Annotated in this window: 16 protein-coding genes and 1 pseudogene; 10 read left to right on the forward strand and 7 right to left on the reverse strand. The window is 70.7% G+C overall.

Translation table 11 applies throughout. The features are described 5' to 3' along the window. Positions 1–474 precede the first annotated feature (474 nt). Together RV986_RS47620 and RV986_RS47625 are read left to right on the forward strand one after the other, a co-directional pair. Entirely contained in the window at positions 475–3,015 is a 2,541-nt protein-coding gene (locus RV986_RS47620) for a SpoIIE family protein phosphatase (RefSeq protein WP_475923317.1), read from the forward strand. 16 nt (positions 3,016–3,031) lie between these two features. Continuing rightward, entirely contained in the window at positions 3,032–4,117 is a 1,086-nt protein-coding gene (locus RV986_RS47625) for a substrate-binding domain-containing protein (RefSeq protein WP_475923318.1), read from the forward strand. An 84-nt stretch (positions 4,118–4,201) separates the two neighbouring features. Here RV986_RS47625 and RV986_RS47630 read toward each other — a convergent pair whose 3' ends face one another. Then, complete coding sequence (locus RV986_RS47630) at positions 4,202–4,630, reverse strand: ATP-binding protein (protein ID WP_475923319.1); 429 nt, start codon at positions 4,628–4,630, stop codon at positions 4,202–4,204. A gap of 146 nt (positions 4,631–4,776) precedes the next feature. Here RV986_RS47630 and RV986_RS47635 point away from each other — a divergent pair, with 146 nt between their 5' ends. The 7 genes and pseudogenes from RV986_RS47635 to RV986_RS47665 all read left to right on the forward strand — a co-directional run bounded on the left by RV986_RS47635 (position 4,777) and on the right by RV986_RS47665 (position 11,850). Next, entirely contained in the window at positions 4,777–5,544 is a 768-nt protein-coding gene (locus RV986_RS47635) for an IclR family transcriptional regulator (RefSeq protein WP_475923320.1), read from the forward strand. Positions 5,545–5,585: 41 nt separating this feature from the next. Continuing rightward, positions 5,586–7,100 (forward strand): glycerol kinase GlpK, encoded by a 1,515-nt coding sequence (gene glpK / locus RV986_RS47640; protein ID WP_475923321.1) that lies wholly within the window; start codon positions 5,586–5,588, stop codon positions 7,098–7,100. Positions 7,101–7,245: 145 nt separating this feature from the next. Continuing rightward, positions 7,246–7,848, forward strand: a complete 603-nt coding sequence (locus RV986_RS47645; RefSeq protein ID WP_475923322.1) for a TetR/AcrR family transcriptional regulator — start codon at positions 7,246–7,248, stop codon at positions 7,846–7,848. Between the two features lie 239 nt (positions 7,849–8,087). Beyond that, a pseudogene (locus RV986_RS47650) lies at positions 8,088–9,178 on the forward strand (NAD(P)/FAD-dependent oxidoreductase). 108 nt (positions 9,179–9,286) lie between these two features. Continuing rightward, positions 9,287–10,675 (forward strand): MBL fold metallo-hydrolase, encoded by a 1,389-nt coding sequence (locus RV986_RS47655; RefSeq protein WP_475923323.1) that lies wholly within the window; start codon positions 9,287–9,289, stop codon positions 10,673–10,675. A 54-nt stretch (positions 10,676–10,729) separates the two neighbouring features. Continuing rightward, positions 10,730–11,110, forward strand: a complete 381-nt coding sequence (locus RV986_RS47660; RefSeq protein ID WP_475923324.1) for a rhodanese-like domain-containing protein — start codon at positions 10,730–10,732, stop codon at positions 11,108–11,110. Then, positions 11,107–11,850: a sulfite exporter TauE/SafE family protein gene (locus RV986_RS47665; RefSeq protein ID WP_475923325.1), complete on the forward strand. Its 744-nt coding sequence runs from the start codon at positions 11,107–11,109 to the stop codon at positions 11,848–11,850. Before RV986_RS47660 ends, RV986_RS47665 begins: the two co-directional genes overlap by 4 nt. 52 nt (positions 11,851–11,902) lie before the next feature. Here the strand turns inward: RV986_RS47665 and RV986_RS47670 are convergent, their stop codons facing one another. After that, positions 11,903–12,190, reverse strand: a complete 288-nt coding sequence (locus RV986_RS47670) for a metal-sensitive transcriptional regulator (protein ID WP_475923326.1) — start codon at positions 12,188–12,190, stop codon at positions 11,903–11,905. Between the two features lie 82 nt (positions 12,191–12,272). Between RV986_RS47670 and RV986_RS47675 the strand changes: the two genes are divergently transcribed. Continuing rightward, positions 12,273–12,863 (forward strand): rhodanese-like domain-containing protein, encoded by a 591-nt coding sequence (locus RV986_RS47675; RefSeq protein WP_475923327.1) that lies wholly within the window; start codon positions 12,273–12,275, stop codon positions 12,861–12,863. Positions 12,864–13,083: 220 nt separating this feature from the next. On the opposite strand, the gene RV986_RS47680 is transcribed toward RV986_RS47675, so the two are convergent. From RV986_RS47680 to RV986_RS47700, 5 genes are all read right to left on the reverse strand, one after another. Continuing rightward, the gene (locus RV986_RS47680) at positions 13,084–13,974 is read right to left on the reverse strand and encodes a sugar phosphate isomerase/epimerase family protein (protein ID WP_475923328.1); all 891 of its coding nucleotides are present in this window, start codon (positions 13,972–13,974) and stop codon (positions 13,084–13,086) included. Between the two features lie 69 nt (positions 13,975–14,043). Further along, entirely contained in the window at positions 14,044–16,137 is a 2,094-nt protein-coding gene (locus RV986_RS47685; protein WP_475923329.1) for an ABC transporter ATP-binding protein, read from the reverse strand. Between the two features lie 20 nt (positions 16,138–16,157). Then, positions 16,158–17,039: an ABC transporter permease gene (locus RV986_RS47690; protein WP_475923330.1), complete on the reverse strand. Its 882-nt coding sequence runs from the start codon at positions 17,037–17,039 to the stop codon at positions 16,158–16,160. Further along, positions 17,036–18,001, reverse strand: coding sequence for an ABC transporter permease (locus tag RV986_RS47695; protein WP_475923331.1), 966 nt, complete (start codon positions 17,999–18,001; stop codon positions 17,036–17,038). The genes RV986_RS47690 and RV986_RS47695 overlap by 4 nt, the downstream gene beginning before the upstream one ends. Further along, positions 17,986–19,551, reverse strand: coding sequence for an ABC transporter substrate-binding protein (locus RV986_RS47700; RefSeq protein ID WP_475923332.1), 1,566 nt, complete (start codon positions 19,549–19,551; stop codon positions 17,986–17,988). The genes RV986_RS47695 and RV986_RS47700 overlap by 16 nt, the downstream gene beginning before the upstream one ends. Positions 19,552–19,585 lie beyond the last annotated feature (34 nt).

Below are 19,585 nucleotides of genomic sequence, written 5' to 3' on the forward strand. Positions count from 1 at the left end.
TTCTGCGGGCGTGGCTCATGCAGGCGTGGCTCCTGCGGTCGCGGAGCGTCGGCGGCCGTCCCAAAGACGTGGGCCGTCGACCCGACCGGCCCGGCACCGGCGGCTCCCGCATCGCGCATGGTCATACAGGCCTCCTCGCCCGGCCACGCATACCGCCGGCACGAGTCCGGCAGCCGACAGACGGCCACGATGCCGGCGCCGGACATCCGCCTGGAACCCACCGCGGCAGTGGCAGGACGACCACGTCGTAAGTGTGACACCGGCCGATGTGGTCTGCGAACGCAGGAACGAACCACCGCGTCATGGTCCGTCATGGTCCGACACGGTTCGGCGCGGAAGGACTGGAGGCCCGGCCCGCCACTGATGGCAATCGAGCGAATCGTCTGGTTCATCCATATATGCGATTCTGGTATGTGGGGTGCCCGATCTCAACCCGTCGCCACCAGCCGCACGAACGGGAGGTAGGTCGCGGACATGCCTCATGACGGCGGTGTCCGGGCCGGAGTCTCGGAGCTGCGGACATCCGAGGCCGACGCCGCGGACACCGGTTCACCGCCTCCGGTGCCGGAGGCTGCCGCGAGCGATCCTGTCCTGACGTTCGCCGGAGCGGCGCTGGCAGCGGTCTATCTGCCCGCTGTCGAGAAGGAAGAGCTCCGGTTGGTGGAAACGGCCGGAGTCGCCGCTTGCGAGTACGAGCTCCCGGAGTGTCTGCCCCTGTCCGGTGGTTCACCCGCGGCGCAGGCCTTCCGCACCGACCGACCGCTGTGGCTGAACTCCGCGGCACTCGCCTCCTACCCCGAGGGTGGGCCGACGTCGTCACGAGCGGAGGTGTCGCTCGCCGCGCTGCCCCTGGGGACGGAGGGCGGACGGCTGGGCTGCCTCGTCCTCGTGGGTGCTTCCGCGGACGGCTTCGAGGCCGAGCAACGGCGCTTCCTGGAGCGGTACGCCGACGCGATCAAGGACATGAGCCAGGCCGGTCCCGGCCGACCCGCGCCGTCGTCGCTGCTGGGTCCCGCCCTGCGCAGTCTGCGGGTCGGCTCGTTCGTCCTGGTGCCGGACACCGGCCTGATCGAGGCGGACAAGACTCTGCTCGACCTGGTCGGCATCACGCCGGACGACTTCGACGGCAAGGCGGACACCCTGCTCGCGCGTGCCCTCCCCGAGGACATGCACGCGCTGATGTCGGTCCTGGAGCCGTCCACCCAGGCGTTCGGCCGACGGGAGCTGGAGTTCCGTGTCCGCCGCCCCACGGGTGAAATGCGCTGGCTGAGCCTGAGCTGCCGGGTGGTGGTGAGCACCGACGCCCGGCCGGAGCAGGTGCTGGGCGTGATGACGGCGACCACGGTCCTGCGGCAGAGCGCCGACGACGTTTCCAGGATCCAGTGGTTGACCGCCGCGCTCGACGACGCCGCAACGGTCCGTGACGTCAGCCGGGTGGTGGTCACCGCGTTGCGTGAGCCGCTGGGCGCCGACCGGGTGGCGCTCGCCGAGTTGCAGGAGGACCGGCTCGTGGTCACCGTGCTCGACCCGCCGCAGCCCGCGGCCTGGCCGAAGGCATGGCGTTCCGAGTGGCGTTCGGAGTGGCCCGACGCACCGATCAGCGCCCTGCCCACCCTGCAGCTGGCGCTGCGGGACGGACGTATGGATCTGTGGTCCGCCGGTACGGCCCTCGAACCCGGACTCGCGGGCATCGGCGCCGGAGGCCTGGCCGTCCTGCCGCTTCCCGCCAAGGGCTGGGTCGCCGGAGTCTGTCTGGTCGGCTGGGACCAGCCGCACACGTTCGCCCCGGAGGAGCGGTTCCTGCTGACCGCCACCGCGGCGCTCGTCGGGCAGGCACTCAAGCGGGCGCGCGCACACGACGCCAAGCAGGAACTGGCGACGATGCTGCAGCGCAGTCTGCTGCCCCGGAGCCTCCCCGAGCTGCCCGGGGGGACGGCGGTCGCCCGCTATCTGCCCGCCAGACGGGGGTTGCAGGTGGGCGGTGACTGGTACGACGTCATCGCCATCTCCGAGGGTCGGGTCGCGCTGGTCATCGGTGACGTGCAGGGGCACAGTGCCGGAGCCGCGACGATCATGGGCCAGATGCGTACCGCGGTGCGGGCCTACGCGGTGGAGGGCCACCCGCCCGACGTGGTCGTCTCACACGCCAACCGGCTCCTCGTCGGTATGGAGACCGATCTGTTTGCCACCTGCTGCTATGTCGAACTGGACATGGAGGAGGGCAACACGCTGTTCGTCCGGGCCGGACACCTGTCTCCGCTGGTGCGCCATCCCGACGGCAGAACCGAGGAGATACAGGTCGAGGGCGGGCTTCCACTGGGCATTCTCGCGGACGCGGAGTTCCCGATGACCGCGGTCGCGCTGGCCCCCGGCACGGTGCTGGCCCTGGTCACCGACGGCCTGGTCGAGGCCACGGACCTGCCCCTGGACGAGGGCATGCGGCGGACACGCACCGCGCTCGCCGCGGCTGATCCGGTGGATCCCGGGCGGATGGCGGACGCGCTGCTCGGCGACGTCGACCGTCGTGAGGACGACGTGGCGCTGTTGCTGCTGCGCTACGACGGCATGAAGACCCGGCCGATACGGGTCGGCTGGGAGGTGTGGCGGCTGCCCGACGCCGTCATGCACGCCCGCCGTTTCACCGCGCGCACGCTGCGTCGGTGGAACGTCGAAGAAGTGGCCGACGCGGCGTTGCTGGTCGTGTCCGAACTGGTCACCAACGCCCTGCTGTACACCCAGGGCCCGGTCCGTCTCGATCTGGCCCTGCGCGGAGACCGGATAGGCATCTGCGTGAGCGACTCCTCCCCGCGTGCCCCCGCCAAGCCGGTGATCATGGACTGGGAGGCGACCGGCGGCCGAGGACTGCTTCTGGTCGAAGCGGTGTCGGAGTCCTTCGGCTCGATGCCGGTGGCCGGTGGCAAGCAGGTGTGGAGCGAGATCGTCGTACCGCGGTCCGAGTCGGCTCCCGAGGACGAGGACCAGGGACCCCGAAGGGAACGAGGGGGTTTGCCATGAAACGAGGGGGTTTGCCATGAGGAGAATCCGTACGCGACACATCGTCGCGGCGCTCGTCGTGGGACTCATGACGATGTCGCCGGCCGCCTGTGGGGGAGACGACGAGACGGGCAAGGACAGCTTCACCATCGGCCTGCTGCTTCCGAGCCGAGCGGTCCCCCGCTGGGAGCAGTCCGACAGGCCACTGATCGAGAAGCGGCTGAAGGAACTGTGTCCCCGCTGCGCCGTGGAGTACGCCAACGCCGAGAACGACCCGATGCGGCAGCGGCAACAGGTGACGTCCATGATCACCAAAGGGGCCCGGGTCCTGATCCTCGACGCCGTCGACACCAAGGCGATCCGCTCCTCGCTCCAGGAGGCACACGAGGCGGGTGTCCCGGTCGTCGCCTATGACCGGCTCGCCGAAGGCCCGATCTCGGGCTATGTCAGCTTCGACGGTGCGAAGGTCGGCAGGCTCCAGGGCGAGGCGCTCCTGAAGGCCATGGAGGACAGGGCGAAGAGCGGGGACGTCGTCGTGATGAACGGCGACCCGAGCAGCCCCAATGAGACCTGGTACAAGCGCGGCGCGCTGTCCGTCCTCGCGGGCAAGGTGAAGGTCGGCAGGTCGTACGACATCATGCGCTGGAGCACGGACAGCGCCCACGCCAACATGACCGCCGCCGTGGCGGCTCTGGGCCCGGAACGCATCGGCGGTGTCCTGGCGGCCAACGACTCCATCGCCGCCGGTGCCATCGCCGCTCTCAAGAGCGCCGGTGTCAGCGAGCTTCCCCCCGTCACCGGCCAGGACGCCGACCTCGACGCCGTGCAGCGCATCGTCAAGGGCGAGCAGTACATGACGGTGTACAAACCCTTCCGGGCGGAGGCGGACGCGGCCGCCGCCATGGCCGTTGCCCTGGGGCGCGGTGAGGATCTCAGCGGCGTTGCCAGGACGACGACCGACAGTCCCACGAACGAACGCATCCCCACCGTTCTGCTCACTCCGAGCGCGGTGATGGTCGGCGACATCGAGAAGACCCTCGTCAAGGGCGGCATGTACACCATCGACGAGATCTGCACCCCGGACCTCCGGCCCGCCTGCGACAAGGCCGGAATCAGCCGGTGACCGGGCTCCGTCGGTACCGGGCTCGGTAGATACCGGAGTCCGTCGGTATCCGGCCCCGGCCGGTATCCCGACTCGGCCGTGATCTCACGCCACGAGCACCTCTGCCCATCGGCTGGTCCCGCCGGGGCGCGGTGCCACACCGCACCGGGCCGACAGTGCGGTGACGATGCAGAGCCCGCGGCCGTGCTCGTCCGGATCCAGCGCGGGAGCCGACAGCCCGGCCGACGCCGCGGGCCCCGTGTCGGTCACTTCGACGCGTACGGCCGCCTGCCCGCCCACCAGCACCCGCGACAGCCGCAGCTTCGCCGGGGGCAGAGCGTGGACGATCGCATTGGTGAGTAGCTCCGAGACCACCAGGAGTACGTCTTCGGCGCTGTCCGAAGGCAGGTTCCAGCCAGTGAGGACCAAGTGCGCGCGATGGCGTACCGCCGAGGCAGCCCTGGGTGCGTGTGGGAGCGGAAAGACGTACTCGACGTCCTCGCCGGGCGCGGCATTGAGCTGCGCTACTGTCATGTGCCCTCCTCCTTGAGGCCGCGCCGCCGACCGGAGGCCGGGCGTTGTGTCACGCTAAGGACCGAAACGAGGGCGGTCAATGAATGGCGGTCGCCATTACCGAACGCCAGTCACGAAATAGGGAGAAAACGGACTAGGATCGCCTTATGGCCGGCCCAGTCCAGTCCATTGAGAGGGCGGCGGCGATCCTGCGTCTGCTCGCCGGCGGTCCCCGTCGGCTCGGCCTCGGTGAGGTGGCGTCGTCACTGAGGCTGGCCAAGGGCACCGCGCACGGCATTCTGCGCACCCTGCAGCACGTGGACTTCGTGGAGCAGGACACGGCGACCGGCAAATATCAGCTCGGAGCGGCGCTGCTGCACCTCGGCACCAGTTATCTGGACGTCAACGAGCTGCGGTCGCGCTCCATCAACTGGGCCGACGCCCTGGCCGCCCGCAGTGGGGAGACCGTCCGCCTGGGCACGCCCCTGGAGGGCCAGGTGCTCGTGATCCATCATGTCTTCCGGCCGGACGACACCCTCCAGACCCTGGAGGTGGGCGCGCTGCTGCCGCTGCACGCCTCCTCGCTCGGCAAGGTCCTGCTGGCCTTCGGGGCCACGCCGGTCGACCCGTTGCTGGTGTCCGAACCGGAGTCGTACACCCGGCACACCCTGGTCCGCCCGGAGGACCTCAGCCGGGCGCTCGCCGAGATCCGGGAGCTCGGCTGGGGCGCCGAGGTGCAGGAGATGACCATGGGCGAGGCCGGTGTCGCCGCGCCGATCCGGGGGCACGGCGGCCTCGTGGTGGGCGCGATCGGCGTGTCCGGTCCGGTCGAGCGGATCTGCGACGCCAAAGGCCGGCCTCGACCGGCCCTGGTCGCGCTGCTCCGAGAGGCCGCGCGGGTGATTTCCAGAGAGCTGGGCGCGGCCCGCTGGTAGGTCCCAGAACCTCCACGATGGATCGGAAGGCAGGCCCGATCATGGTTGAACGGTATGTGATGTCCATCGACCAGGGCACGACCTCTACGCGATGCATCCTGTTCGACCACCGTGGGCGGTTGGTGACGGTTGCCCAGCGGGAGCACCAGCAGCATTTCCCCCGGCCCGGCTGGGTCGAGCACGACGCCGTCGAGATCTGGCGCAATCTGCAGCGCATCGTCCCCGAAGCGCTGTCCCACGTCGGCGTGGACGCCGGACAGATCGCCGCCATGGGCATCGCCAACCAGAGGGAGACGACGGTGCTCTGGGACCGGCGGACCGGTGTCCCGCTGGGCAGGGCGATCGTCTGGCAGGACACCCGCACCGGTCCCCTCGTCGAGGAGCTGAGCAAGGACCCCGGGGACGAGTTCTTCCTCGAACGCTGTTGCCTTCCCCCCTCCACCTACTTCTCCGCGCCCCGGATCCGCTGGCTGTTCGACCACGTAGGAGGGCTGGAGAAGCGCGCCCAGGACGGTGAGGTGCTGTTCGGCACGATGGAGACCTGGCTGATCTGGAACCTCACCGGCGGTACGGACGGCGGCCTGCACATCACCGACGCCACCAACGCCAGCCGTACCATGCTCGCCAATATCAGAACGCTGACCTGGGACGAAGAGCTGAACGAGTTCTTCGGAGTGCCGTGCGCGATGCTGCCGGAGATCCGGCCCTCCGTCGAGATCTACGGCGAGGACCGTTCGGTGCTCCCGGGCGTCCGCATCACGGCCGCCCTCGGCGACCAGCAGGCGGCCCTCTTCGGACAGACCTGCTTCTCGCCCGGCGAGGCGAAGTGCACCTACGGGACCGGCAGCTTTCTGCTGATGAACACCGGCACCGAGGTCGTCCGGTCCCGGCACGGGCTCCTCACCACCGTCGCGTACAAGATCGCGAACCAGCCCACGGCCTACGCTCTGGAGGGCCCGATCGCGGTCACCGGCTCGCTGGTCCAGTGGTTCCGCGACCGGCTCGGGCTGATCAGCAGCGCACCCGAGATCGAGACCCTGGCGCGCACCGTCGAGGACAACGGCGGCTGCTACATCGTCCCCGCGTTCTCGGGTCTGTTCGCTCCGCACTGGCGCAGCGACGCCCGCGGTGTGATCGTCGGGCTCACCTCGTACATCACCAAGGGCCATCTGGCCCGCGCCGTCCTGGAGGCCACCGGCTGGCAGACGCGGGAGGTCGTCGACGCCATGAACGCCGACTCCGCGCTAGCCCTGAGGGAGCTCAAGGTGGACGGAGGCATGACCTCCGACAATCTGCTCATGCAGTTCCTGGCCGATGTGCTCGATGTGCCCGTGGTACGGCCCATGGTCGCCGAGACGGTCTCGCTCGGCGCGGCCTACGCCGCCGGCCTCGCGGCCGGCTACTGGCCGGACCTGGAGGTCCTGCGCCGCAACTGGCACCGGGCCGCCCAGTGGCTTCCGGACATGGACCCCGTACGGCGAGAGGGGGAGTACGAGTGCTGGCAGCAGGCGGTCGAGCGGTCTTTGGGATGGATCCGACCTCCGAGACCCGCCTGACGCCGCGGCGCGACCTACGGCCATTGGCCCCGCCCGCTCGGCCGACCGCCCGCTCGTCGCTCTGTGCGGCACGGTGGGGCGAAGGGCTCACCGCGAACGCCCCGCCGGGCGCATCCGCCAGGGGGGGCACAGTACGTTCCCCAGCATGGACCGGCAGCCGAATTCCCCGGCTCGATCCCCGCTGCCCTGGGGCACCCTGAACCGGGAGCAGATTGTGGCCGCGGGCCTGGACATCGCCCGTGACGAAGGGCTGGAAGCCCTCAGCATCCGGCGGCCGGCGGACCGGCTCGGTGTCTCGCGGATGGCGCTCTACCGTCATATCTCGGACAAGGACGACCTGCTCGACCTGGTGGCCGACGCGATCGCCGACCGGGATCTGCCCGTTCCGGCTGCCGACGAGGGCCCCTGGGAGGACCGGCTGCGCACACTCGCCCACGCGATGCGTTCCCAGCTGCTGGCCTACCAGGGCCTGACCGATCTGGTCCTCACACGAGGCAACCGCGGCCCCAGCGTGCTGAAGCTGACCGAGGCGATTCCGGTCATCCTGGAGGACGCCGGCTTCGACGCCCACTGGGCCGCGCGCTACTACCAGTCCGTGATCGAGGTGTTCAGGTCGCTCTGCAGGGCGGGCAGCGCGGCGACGACGACCGTCTGCGCGAGGCCGGCGCCGAAAGCGGCCAGGAGCAGTGCGGCCACCACGCCGCGTCCGCCGGTGCCTGCCCGCTCGGTGGCCTTCGATTGTGTCTGATGGGTTGTCACGTCACTGCCTCGTGGTGGGTTGGTGCGGACTTCCGGGCAGGGCCAACACAGGGACTTGCGGACAGTGTCCGCAAGATGCGCTTCATGTCACCGGCCCGCGCATGGGCGCAGGAACTCCTCTTGCCTGTGTGGCAATTTCCGGTGCCGTCGTTGGCCCTGGCGCCCGCTTCGTCCTGTCGTCGTGGAATACCCGCGGGGGTATATTCGCCAGACGGCGAGGTGTCCTTCATGCCATCCACGTCCTCCGTCCCCCGTCCCGCCCGGGACCATCACCGTGTGCTGATCGTCGGAGGGGGAACCGCCGGGATCACGGCCGCCGCCCGGTTCCGGCGCGCAGGTGTCACCGACGTCGCGGTGGTCGAACCGGCTCGCACGCACTGGTACCAGCCGCTGTGGACCCTGGTCGGCGGCGGTCGGGCCCCGCTCGGCATCACCCGCCGCGCCGAAGCCTCCGTGATACCGGGGAAGGTGCGCTGGATCCGCGAGGCCGCCACCGCCGTCGACCCGCAGGCGCGGACCGTCACCACCACCGAGCGCACCATCGGCTACGACTACCTGGTGATGGCGCCCGGTCTGCAACTCGACTGGGACGGGGTTCCCGGTCTGGACGCGGCCGTCGGGCACGGTGCCGTCTCCAGCAACTACTCCTTGACCGGATCCGGGTGGTCCTCGTGCTGCCCGCCGACTCCATGTTCGGGGTGCCGGTCTGGCGCCGGGCCCTGGAGCGGGTCGCCGACCGCTACGGCATCGAGGTCCGGCTGAACTCCGAGATGACCGCCGTCGACGGCGCCGCCCGCCGACTGACCCTGGCCGACCACGCCGCCGGCACCGAGGAGAGCCTCGCGTTCGACCTGTTGCACGCCGTACCGCCGCAGAGCGCCCCCGACTGGGTCGAGAGCAGCCCGCTCGCCGACCCCGCAAGCCCCTACGGCTATGTGGAGGTGGACCGGTACCCCCTTCAACACCCGCGCCACCGCAATGTCTTCGCCCTCGGTGACGTCGCCAACCTGCCCACCTCCAAGACCGGCGCCGCCGTCCGCAAGCAGGCCCCGGTGGTGGTCGCCAACCTGCTGGCCGAGATGAAGGGTGGGCGGAGTGGTGAGCGGCGTGGTGAGCCGCGCCGCTACGACGGCTACACGTCCTGCCCGCTGGTCACCGCCCGGGACAGGATGCTGCTCGCGGAGTTCGACTACGACCAGCAGCCCGCCCCCAGCATCCCCCTGCTCGACACCGCCAAGGAGCGCCGCGACATGTGGCTGCTCAAGCGCTACGGCCTGCCGGCCCTGTACTGGCACGGCATGCTCAAGGGCCTCGTATAGCGGAGCGGTGGCGCTCCACCTTCCTGATCGGATACCCCCGGGGGTACCTGTGCTAGTGTCGATTACATACCCCCGGGGGTAATTCTCCACTGGAAGGGAGTCACCGGCGTGTTCTTCGTCGACGTCATCGAGTTGGCAGGCCTCGGCAACCGCAGTTACCTCGCGGGCGGTGAGCGCACCGCGGTGGCGGTCGATCCGCCGCGCGACATCGACCGGGTGCTGGCGGCCGCGGTGCGGCGCGGGGTGCGGATATCCCACGTCGTCGAGACGCACCTCCACAACGACTACGTCACCGGCGGACCGGAGCTGGCACGGATCACCGGCGCCACCTACCTGGTCCCCGCCGACGCCCGGGTCTCGTACGCACGGACACCGGTACATGACGGGGACCGCGTGTCCATCGACGACGCCGAGCACGGCGAAGGCAGCGCCGGGCTGACCCTGCGGGCGATGGCCACCCCCGGGCACACCCCGCACCACACGGCGTATGTGCTGGAGGAGAGCGGGGCGGCGGTCGCGGTGTTCACCGGTGGTTCGCTGCTCCTCGGCACGGTCGGCCGCCCCGACCTCGTCGAGCCGCGCCTGACCGAGCGACTCGCCCGCGCCCAGCACGCCTCGGCGCACCGCCTGGCGGCCGAACTCCCGGACGAGACAGCCGTGTTGCCCACCCATGGCTTCGGGAGCTTCTGTTCCGCCGGCCAGTCGGACGGCGGCGACACGACCATCGGCAAGGAGAAGGCCGGCAACGAGGCGCTCGTCCGGGACGTCGACACCTTCGTCGCCGAGCTGCTCGCCGGACTGGACGACGTCCCCGCGTACTACACCCACATGGGCCCGGCCAACGCCGCGGGGCCCGCGCCGGTCGACCTCACCCCGCCCGCCGTGTCCGACGCCGACGAGATCGCCGCCCGGCTGGCCGCGGGGGAGTGGGTGGCGGACCTGCGCAACCGTGTCGCCTTCGCCGCCGGGCATGTCTCGGGCTCGTTCAACTTCGAGGCCGAGGGCCAACTCGCCACCTATCTGGCCTGGTTGATCCCGTGGGGCAAGCCCGTGACCCTGCTCGCGGAATCGGCCGGGCAACTGGCCGCCGCGCAGCGGGAACTCGTCCGGGTCGGCATCGACCGGCCCGCCGCCGCGGCCACGGGCGGACCGTCGGGCTGGGTGCGCGAGGGCGAGGCGCCGAGGTCCTTCCGGCGAGCCACCTTCGCCGACCTCGCCGCGCGGCGGCCCGGGAGCGAAGGCGTGGTCGTCCTGGACGTCCGGCGCGCCTCCGAACAGGCCGGTGGCTTCGTCGAGGGCTCGGTCCGCATCCCCCTGCACACCCTGCACCGCCGGCTCGACGAGATCCCTCCGGGCGAGGTGTGGGTGCACTGCGCCGGCGGAATGCGTGCCGCCATCGCCGCCTCCCTGCTGGACGCGGCGGGCCGCGATGTCGTCGCCGTGGACGACGCCTACGACAACGCCGAGAAGGCCGGACTCACCGTCAAGAACGCCTGACCGCGACGGCTGTCGCAGCGGTCCATGCCGAGTCGTGAGGGGCGGAGGGTTTCGATGAGTGTGTTCCGAGGTGAGCCGGGGCGGATCACGGTGCGACAGGCGGTGGCGCGCACCGGCGGCGATGACGCCGCCGCGGGAGGCGGTGACGCCGTACTGCTGGACGTCCGGGAACCGGACGAGTGGGAGGCGGGCCGCGCGCCCCGGGCCGTACACCTGCCGCTGTCGGCGTTGGAGGCCGGGGCCGGTCTGCCCGCCGAGGTCCGGGGGCGGCCGTTGGTCGTCGTCTGCCGCTCCGGCAACCGTTCCCGGCAGGCGGCCGAGCTGCTGACCGCCCGGGGCGCCGAGGCCGTCGACGTGATCGGCGGGATGCGGGACTGGGCAGGCTCCGGGCTGCCCGTGGTGAACGCGCGGGGCGAGGACGGCACGGTCGCGTGAGTGCTCTGATACTCGCCCTGGTCGCCGGGGCCGTCATCGGTCTGGCGCTCGGGGCGCTCGGGGGCGGCGGCAGTGTGCTGGCCGTGCCCGCCCTGATCTATCTGCTCGGCTTCACCCCGGTCGCGGCCTCCACCGCGAGCCTGGTCATCGTCACCGTCACCTCGGCCACCGCCCTGTCCGCACACGCCCGCGACGGCCATGTCCGCTGGCGCGTCGGGCTGTTGTTCGCGGCGGCCGGGATCGGCCCGGCCGTCCTCGGCGGCGCGCTCGCGGGACGACTGCCGGACGCCGCGCTGACCTGCGCCTTCTCCGCCGTCGCCGGGCTGGCCGCGGTACGCATGCTGCGACCCGGGCACACGGCGGCCGCCGGACGGGTACGTCCGGGGCGCGCGGCGGGAGCCGGTGCGGGGCTGGGCGCGGTCACCGGTGTGCTGGGGGTCGGCGGCGGCTTCCTGGCCGTACCCGCCCTGGTGGGAGTGCTCGGACTGCGGATGAAGGAGGCGGTGGGCACCAGCCTGTTGGTCATCTCCGTCAACTCGTTGGCCGCGCTGGTGACACGCGCCGGTACGGCCGACGGGCTGGACTGGGCCGTCGTCGCCCCCTTCGCCGGGGCCGCGATCCTCGGCGCGTGGGACGGCAGGCGCCTGGCCGCGAAGGTCTCCGGGGGCGCGCTCCAGCGGATCTTCGCCCTGGTGCTGCTGGCGGTGGCCGCCTTCATGCTGATCGACGTGATCGTGTGACGCGCGCCGACCGCCCGGTGGTGCCCGGCGGGGCGGCCGACGTCCGGATACCTCAGGCCAGCGACAGGAAGAGCTTCTCCAGCCGGGCGCGCATCTGTTCCGTCGTCTCGCCGTTGCGCTGTGCCTTCTCGGTGTCGGTCAGGCACTGCTGCAGACCGGTGGCGATGATCGCGAAGCCCGCCCGGTCCAGGGCGCGGGAGGCGGCGGCGAGCTGTGTGACGACTTCCTCGCAGTCACGGCCCTCTTCGATCATCCGGATCACACCGGCGATCTGGCCCTGAGCCCGGCGCAGCCGGTTCAGCACGGACTTGAGTTCCGCACCCGCGAGATCCAGTTCCACGACCACTCCTCCGTATATACCCCTAGGGGTACTGTACGCCCCGGTACTCAGTACCGTCGAACACTAAAGGATCCCACCAGCCATGACCGCTGCCCTCACGCCCGCCGTCCTCGGGACCGAGCAGGCCCGCACCCGGCTGCACGAGCTGACCGTCATCGACGTACGGACCCCGGGCGAGTACGCCTCGGGCCATCTGCCCGGCGCCCTCAACATCCCCCTGGACCACGTCCGGCGCGCACTGCCCGAGATACGGCAGGCCGCCGAGAACGGCGACGTCCTCGTCGTGTGCGCCTCGGGCGCGCGCTCCGAGAACGCCTGCAGGCTGCTGGCCGAGCACGGCATCCCCGCCGCCACCCTGGCCGGCGGCACCGGCGCCTGGGCGGCCGAGGGCCACGACCTGCACCGGCCCGCGGTCTGCGACCTCCCCCGTGCCACCTGGAGCATGGAACGCCAGGTGCGCCTCACCGCCGGCACGGTCGTGCTCGTCGGCCTCGGCCTCGGTCTCGTCGCGCACCCGGCCTTCCAACTCCTGTCGGCGGGCGTCGCGGGCGCCCTCGTCCTCTCCGCGGTCACCAACACCTGCGGCATGGCGGCCGTGCTCGCCAAGCTGCCGCACAACCGGCCCCGCGCGACCGACCTGGCCGCCACGCTGGCCGTACTGCGCAACCGCTGATCCGCCCGGACCCCGGCCGCGCCGCGGTACCCGAATGAGGGTGCGGGAACGGTTCCGGAGCCGCGGGCAGGTGGCCGACCAGATCCACCTGTGGGCCGGGTCGGGGCGGGGACGGCCGCGTCCGGGATCCGTACCGTGGTGGACCACCGACCGGCCGGGGGCGGCGCGCACACCCCGGCGGTCGGCGCGGCACGGGAGACGTCGAGGCGCGCGGGTGTCGTCAGGGCGTTTCCGCCTCGGGGAACTTGGCGTGCATCCAGCGCGCCGAGGTGACGGCGCTCTCGTAGGGGTCGGCGATGTCCGGGCGGTCGACCTCGACCATCAGCCAGCCGTCGAACGTGCCGGGGAGGTTGCCGATGATTCCGCCGAGGTCGAGTTCGCCGCGGCCGGGCTCGGCCCAGAGGCCGGCCAGGACGGTCTGCTGGTAGCCCCAGCCCTTCTCACGGCCCCGCGCGGCGACGCCGAGCCGGCAGTCCTTCACATGCACGAAGGGGATCCGCTCCGCGTAGTCGGCGACGAACTTGCCGACGTCCGAGCCCGCCCAGGCCAGGTGCCCGGTGTCGGGCAGGAAGCCGAGCCGGGACTCCGGGAGGGCGTCGAGCACGGCGCGGCCCTCCTCCTCGGTCTCGATCCAGGTGCCGACGTGCGGGTGCAGGTTGGGCCGGACGCCCTCGGCGACCATGACGTCGGCGATCCTCCCGATCAACGCCGTCACGGCCCCGACGCGGGACGGATCCGCGTCGTACCCCTGTGCCGGGTGTGCCACACGCGGCATGTCCTTGCCCATCGCCAGGCCGAGGCCGATCTCGGTCATGCCGAGTTCGGCGTGCTGACGCGCGAGGGCGGCGGCGCTCGCGACCACGTCGTCCTCGTTTCCGTCCCGGCCGTCCGAACGGCACACGAAGTAGCCGGGCGCCGGTGTCAGGCCGACCTCGTCCAGGACCGCCCGGTAGCGCACGACGGTCCAGTCGGCGGGGACTTCGGCCATGACCGAGTCGAAGCCGGCCTGCTTGATCAGGGACAGCAGCCGCTGCCGTTCGGGTGCCTTGGACGGGTCGATCCAGCCGTCGTCGCTGGCCATCCACTGGATGGGGTTGAGCGCGATACGCATACGAGTTCCTTTCGGGGCGTGCCTTCGGGGCGAGGGCAGCCCGGAGCCGGGGTGAGGTCGGGACGTGGTTCAGGAGTGACCCGCGAGTTCGCCCGGGAAGTGGCAGGCGGCCCGCTGGCCGGAGGGGGTGAGGGCAAGACGCGGATCGCTCTCCGCGCAGATCGTGCGGTCCGAGTGCACCAACGGGCCGATCGGGCACCGGGTGCGGAACCGGCAGCCGGAGGGCGGGTTCGCCGGGCTCGGCAGATCGCCCCGCAGGACGATGCCCTCCCGCGGGCGCGCCGCGACGCTCGGTACCGGCGAGGACGACAACAGCGCGGCGGTGTACGGGTGTTGAGGGTTGCCGTAGACATCGGCGACGTCGCCGTACTCGACGATCCTGCCGAGATACATGACGGCGACCGTGCCGCTGAGGTGGCGGACGACGGACAAGTCGTGGGCGATGAAGAGGTAACCGAGTCCCAGTTCGTTCTGCAGCTTCTCCAGCAGGTTGATGATCTGTGCCTGGACCGACATGTCCAGCGCCGAGACCGGCTCGTCGAGGACCAGCGTGCGCGGTTCGCGGGCCAGCGCCCGCGCGATGCCGATCCGCTGGCGCTGTCCCCCCGAGAACGCGTGCGGATAGCGGTCGAGATGCTCCGGGCGCAGCCCCACCTGCTCCATCAGGGAGCACGCGGCCGCTTCGAGTGCCTGTCCGGCGATGCCCCGGATCGCCAGCGCCTCGGTGAGGGACTGACGGATCGTGCGCCGTGGGTTCAGCGACGCGTAGGGGTCCTGGAACACGTACTGCACCGAGGACCGGACCCGTTTGAGGTCCTCCGCGCGCATCGCGCTCACATCGGTTCCGTCGACGACGATCGACCCCTCGGTGATCGGGTTGATGCCGACGACACCGCGCGACAGCGTCGACTTGCCGCAGCCGCTCTCGCCCACGAGCCCCAGGGTGCGGCCCGCGTGCACGGTCAGGCTCACCGAGTCGACGGCGTACACCGGGGGTTCCCGGTGGAACAGTCCGCGCCGTCGCGATCCGACGTCGACCCTGACGTCGCGGATCTCCAGAACGGGTTCGGCCGCCGTGGGAGCGGTCCGCGGTACGGGTGCCGTGTCCTTGGCGCGCGCTGCCCCAGGAGTGCTGCCTGCGCAGACGTCGACGCCGCGCTGGGCCACGAAGCATGCCGCGGTCTGCGCCGACTCCCCGATCCGCAGCAGCGCCGGCGGTTCGTGCGCGCACCTGTCCTCGGCGAACCGGCAGCGGGGCGCGAACGCGCAGCCGGGCGGGAGCGCGGCGGGATCGGGCGGGGCGCCGGGGATCGCCGGCAGCGGCCGGCCGATCCGTTCGTCGTCCAGGCGGGGCATGGCCTCCAGCAACGCCGCGGTGTAGGGGTGGCGCGGATGCTCGAAGACCTGTTCGACGGTTCCCTTCTCGACCGTACGACCGCTGTACATCACGACCACGTCCGTACAGAGCTCGGCGACCACACCCATGTCGTGCGTGATGATCGCGACGGCGATGCCCAGCTCGGTGCGCAGCCTGGCCAGCAGCCGCAGGATCTGGGCCTGGATCGTGACGTCGAGAGCCGTCGTCGGCTCGTCGGCGATGAGCAGCGCCGGATCGTTGGCCAGGGCGATCGCGATGACGACGCGCTGGCGCATGCCACCGGAGAACTGGTGCGGGTACTGATCGATCTTCGTCCGGACGTCGGGTATGCCGACCTGCTCCAGAAGCCGGACCGCCCGCGAGCGCGCGGTCTTCCTGTCGACGCCGTGGACCGTCATGGCCTCGACGATCTGGTCGCCGATCTTCATGACGGGGTTGAGCGCGGCCTGCGGGTCCTGGAAGACCAGCGCGACCTTGCTGCCGCGCCGGCGCCGCATCTCGCTCTCGGGCAGCGCGAGCAGATCCTCGCCGTCGAACCGCACCGAACCGCCGACGATCTCGCCCGGCGGGCGCACCATCCGCATGATGGATCGCGCGGTGACGGACTTGCCCGAGCCGGATTCGCCCACGATGCCGAGGACGTCGCCCGGGTAGATGTCGAAGCTGACGTCGTTGACGGCTTTGACGTCGCCGCTCTTCAGCCGGAACTCCGTGCCCAGGCCCTCGACGCGCAGCAGCGGCACGCCCCTGCCGGGGGCCGCCGTCGGCGGCGGAGGTTCGGTCATGGCTGGGTCGGTCGTCGGGTTCATCGGCGATTCACCGCCTCGTTGAGCGCGTCCGACATCAGGCCGACGCCCACCGCGAGCAGCAGGAGCAGCGCCGCGGGGCCGATGATGTAGGTGGGGGACTGGGTCACGAACCGAAGGCCGTTGTTGAGCAGTACGCCGAGCGAGGGCGTCGGTGGCTGTACGCCGAGGCCGACGATGGACAGTCCGGCCTCGATGTAGACGCCGATGACCATCCAGACGGCCCCGTTCACGACGATGGCGTCCATCGCATTGGGAAGGACGTGCCGGACGAGCAGTTGCCGGCGCGAGACGCCGAGCACCCGGGCGGCGAGGACGTACTCCCTGCCCTGCTGGGTGAGCCAGGCGCCGCGGGCCAGACGCCCCGCGCTCGGCAGACCGCCGATCAGGATGGTGAGGAACAACGCGAACCAGCCGGGGCCGAGGATGGCCACCAGGCAGACCCCGAGGATCAGTCCGGGGAAGCCGATGACCACGTCGAGCAGTCGCTGCACTCCCGAGCCGAGCCATTCGGAGAGCGCGCCGCACAGACCGAGCAGGGTGCCGACCGCCATGCTGAGCGGCACCGCGGTGAGGATGAGGCTCAGGTCGACGCGCAGACCGTAGACGCTCCGGACGAAGATGTCGCGGCCGAACTCGTCCGTACCGAAGAGATGCCGGCTCGACGGTCCGGCGAAGGTGTCCGGCCCCTGCTGGTCGAAGCCCGCCGAGAACAGGACGGGAGCGAGCAGGGCGGCGAGCACCATGCCCACGAGGATCGTCAGCCCGATGACGCCCTTCGGGGTGCGGAAGGCCGACAGATAGCGGGCCAGTGTCGGATGGAGCCTCCGGCGCGTCGCCACCGGCGCCGCGGCGGACGGCATGAGGGGAACATCGGTCATGACCGGTCTCCCAATCTGATCTTCGGGTCGAGCGCCGCCAACACGATCTCGGTGACGATCTGACAGATCACCGCCACGCAGACCACACCGAGGATCAGCACCTGAAGGACGGTGAAGTCGCGTGTCTGCACGCTCGACACGGCGAGCTGGCCGAGGCCGTTGCGGTTGAAGACGGCCTCGATGACCACGGCGCCGGCGAGCAGGGTGCCGATCTCCAGTCCGATCGCGACGACCGCGGTGCCGAAACTGTTGCGCAGCACATGGCGCAGCGTGATCCGCCGGGGCGAGACCCCTTTGGCCAGGGCCAGATCGACGTAGTCCTCGTTCCGGACGCGGGCCATCTCCGTCTGGAGGAGTCGGGCCACACCCCCGGCGGGGGACAGCGCCAGCGCGACCGCGGGAAGGACCAGATACTGGATACCGATCGCGGGATCGTGCAGCACGCTCACCTCGCCGCTGACGGGCAGCCAGCGGTGGTACACGCCGAAGACGAGGATCAGCGCCAGCGCGGTGAGGAACGACGGTACGGCGACCAGGACGCTGTTGCCGATGTCGAGGGCCGCCCGCGCCCACCACCGCCTGGTCGAGCCGGCGAGCACTCCCAGCGTGGTCCCGATGAGGACGACGAGCAGGGTGGCGAACACGGCCAGTTCGACGGTGCTCTCCAGCCGGTCGCCGATGAGGCTCGAAACGCTGCGATGGAGGAGGTAGGACTGGCCCAGATCGCCGTGGAACAGCCCGGAGATCCAGTCCCCGTACTGCACGACGAGCGGTCGGTCCAGCCCCAACTGCCGCCGGATGGCGGCGATGTTGGCGGCGGTCGGGTCCGAGCCGGCGAGGGTGACGGCGACGTCTCCGGGGGCGAGCCGGGGCAGGGCGAAGGCGACGATCGAGCTGGCGAGGAGCACGAACCCCACCGACGGCACCTTGCGGATCAGGAACCGGATCATTTCGACAGCCACGCCGTGCCGAGGTCCAGGAAGCCTGTCCGGGCGGCCTTGATGCCACCGACGGACGTCGACCGGACCGTCATGGTCGGGCGTGTGATCAGCGGGACCGCGAACGCCTGGTCGAGGAAGTAGTCGTTGTAGTCGTGCACCGCCGCCTTCTGGTCATCGGTCGAGGTCGCGGTGCCGATCTTCTCCACGAACTTCGTGTACTGCGCGTTCTCGAGCTTCAGGAGGTTGCCGTTCGCGACGAACTCCGGTCGGCTGACGACCTGGGTCGCCGGTGACAGCGCGTTGCTGCTCATCATCAGGACCGCGGGTGTCCCCATGTTCTGTCTGGCGATCCGCTCGTCGTACTCGGTGGCGCTGAGCAGGACGGGCTTGGCGTTCAGGCCGACGGCGGCGAGGTTGTTCTTGACGATCTGGAAGATGCCGGTGGCTTCGGGGGTGTTGAGCGTGACGACGTCGAAGGAGGCGTTCTTCACGCCTGCCTGGGCGAGCAGTTTCTTGGCCTTGTCCGGCTGATACGTGTAGTGCTTCGCCTGGGTGTCGTTGTAGCCGACGGTGGACGTACGCCACGGCAGGTCCGTCGCCTGCGCCTGGCCGCCTTCGACCTGAGAGACGATGCGGTCGCGGTCGATCGCGTACTGGACCGCCTGGCGGACGGTCTTGTTGTCGAACGGAGCCCTGGTCACGTCGAGGGCGAGCGGTATCGCCGATCCGCCCGACGTCACCAGCGCGTAGCCCTGCTGCTTGCTCAGGCTGCGGGCGTCGAGGGAGGGCATTCCGACGCCGTACTGGATGCGACCGCTGCGGATCGCCGAGACGATGGCGGTCGGGTCGTTGATGATGTTGATCTCGATCTTGTCGAGATGCGTGTTCTTGGCGTCGCGGTACTGCGCGTACTTGGTGAGCTCGACCTTGCCGCCGGGTGTCCACGACTTCCAGGTGAAACGACCGGTGCCGTCGACGACCTTGCCCGCCGCGTAGTCGGCGTAGGCCGACGGGTTGAGGATCGGCATCGTCTCGAACAGGTCGAAGATGTTCGGCGTCGGCTGCGAGAAGGTGAGGGTGAGCTGATGGTCGCCGTTGGCCTTCATCGAGGAGATTCGCGCGGCGATCGGCTGGTTGGCCGCTCCGGTCGCCGGGTCCTGCACCTTCTTCAGGGTGAAGACGACGTCGCTCGCCGTCAGCTTGCGGCCGCTGTGGAACGTCACGTCGTCCCGGAGGGTGATGTCGATGCTTCTGGCGTCGGGGGCGAGCGTCCACGACGTGGCGAGGACGCCGCTGGGCCGGCCGGTCCTGGCGCCGATGACCGTGAGCGTCTCGAAGACCTGGTACTCGGACAGCAGATTGCCGAAGGAGGTCTTGAGGAAGGAGCCGGGGTCGACATCGCTGGTCTGCGCGACGACGAGGGTGCCTCCGTTGCGCACCGGGCCGGCGGTCGCGGAGTGCGCGCCGGTGGGCTGGGTGGCGGCGCTGCACGCGGCGGACGTGAGCAGTGCCGCGCCCGCGGCGGCGCTCGCCATCAGTCGACGCGGCCGGGCCGACTTGGTCAGTGACATCGATGCTCCTTGGGGTGTTCGGGGGAACCATGGG

It is taken from the genome of Streptomyces sp. RLA012 (assembly GCF_056270325.1).

Bases quoted from the DNA above. Each gene is read 5' to 3' on its own strand.
- RV986_RS47620 (WP_475923317.1), top strand. From the start codon at position 475: ATGCCTCATGACGGCGGTGTCCGGGCCGGAGTCTCGGAGCTGCGGACA.
- RV986_RS47625 (WP_475923318.1), top strand. From the start codon at position 3,032: ATGAGGAGAATCCGTACGCGACACATCGTCGCGGCGCTCGTCGTGGGA.
- RV986_RS47630 (WP_475923319.1), bottom strand. From the start codon at position 4,630: ATGACAGTAGCGCAGCTCAATGCCGCGCCCGGCGAGGACGTCGAGTAC.
- RV986_RS47635 (WP_475923320.1), top strand. From the start codon at position 4,777: ATGGCCGGCCCAGTCCAGTCCATTGAGAGGGCGGCGGCGATCCTGCGT.
- glpK (WP_475923321.1), top strand. From the start codon at position 5,586: ATGGTTGAACGGTATGTGATGTCCATCGACCAGGGCACGACCTCTACG.
- RV986_RS47645 (WP_475923322.1), top strand. From the start codon at position 7,246: ATGGACCGGCAGCCGAATTCCCCGGCTCGATCCCCGCTGCCCTGGGGC.
- RV986_RS47660 (WP_475923324.1), top strand. From the start codon at position 10,730: ATGAGTGTGTTCCGAGGTGAGCCGGGGCGGATCACGGTGCGACAGGCG.
- RV986_RS47675 (WP_475923327.1), top strand. From the start codon at position 12,273: ATGACCGCTGCCCTCACGCCCGCCGTCCTCGGGACCGAGCAGGCCCGC.
- RV986_RS47680 (WP_475923328.1), bottom strand. From the start codon at position 13,974: ATGCGTATCGCGCTCAACCCCATCCAGTGGATGGCCAGCGACGACGGC.
- RV986_RS47685 (WP_475923329.1), bottom strand. From the start codon at position 16,137: ATGACCGAACCTCCGCCGCCGACGGCGGCCCCCGGCAGGGGCGTGCCG.
- RV986_RS47690 (WP_475923330.1), bottom strand. From the start codon at position 17,039: ATGACCGATGTTCCCCTCATGCCGTCCGCCGCGGCGCCGGTGGCGACG.
- RV986_RS47700 (WP_475923332.1), bottom strand. From the start codon at position 19,551: ATGTCACTGACCAAGTCGGCCCGGCCGCGTCGACTGATGGCGAGCGCC.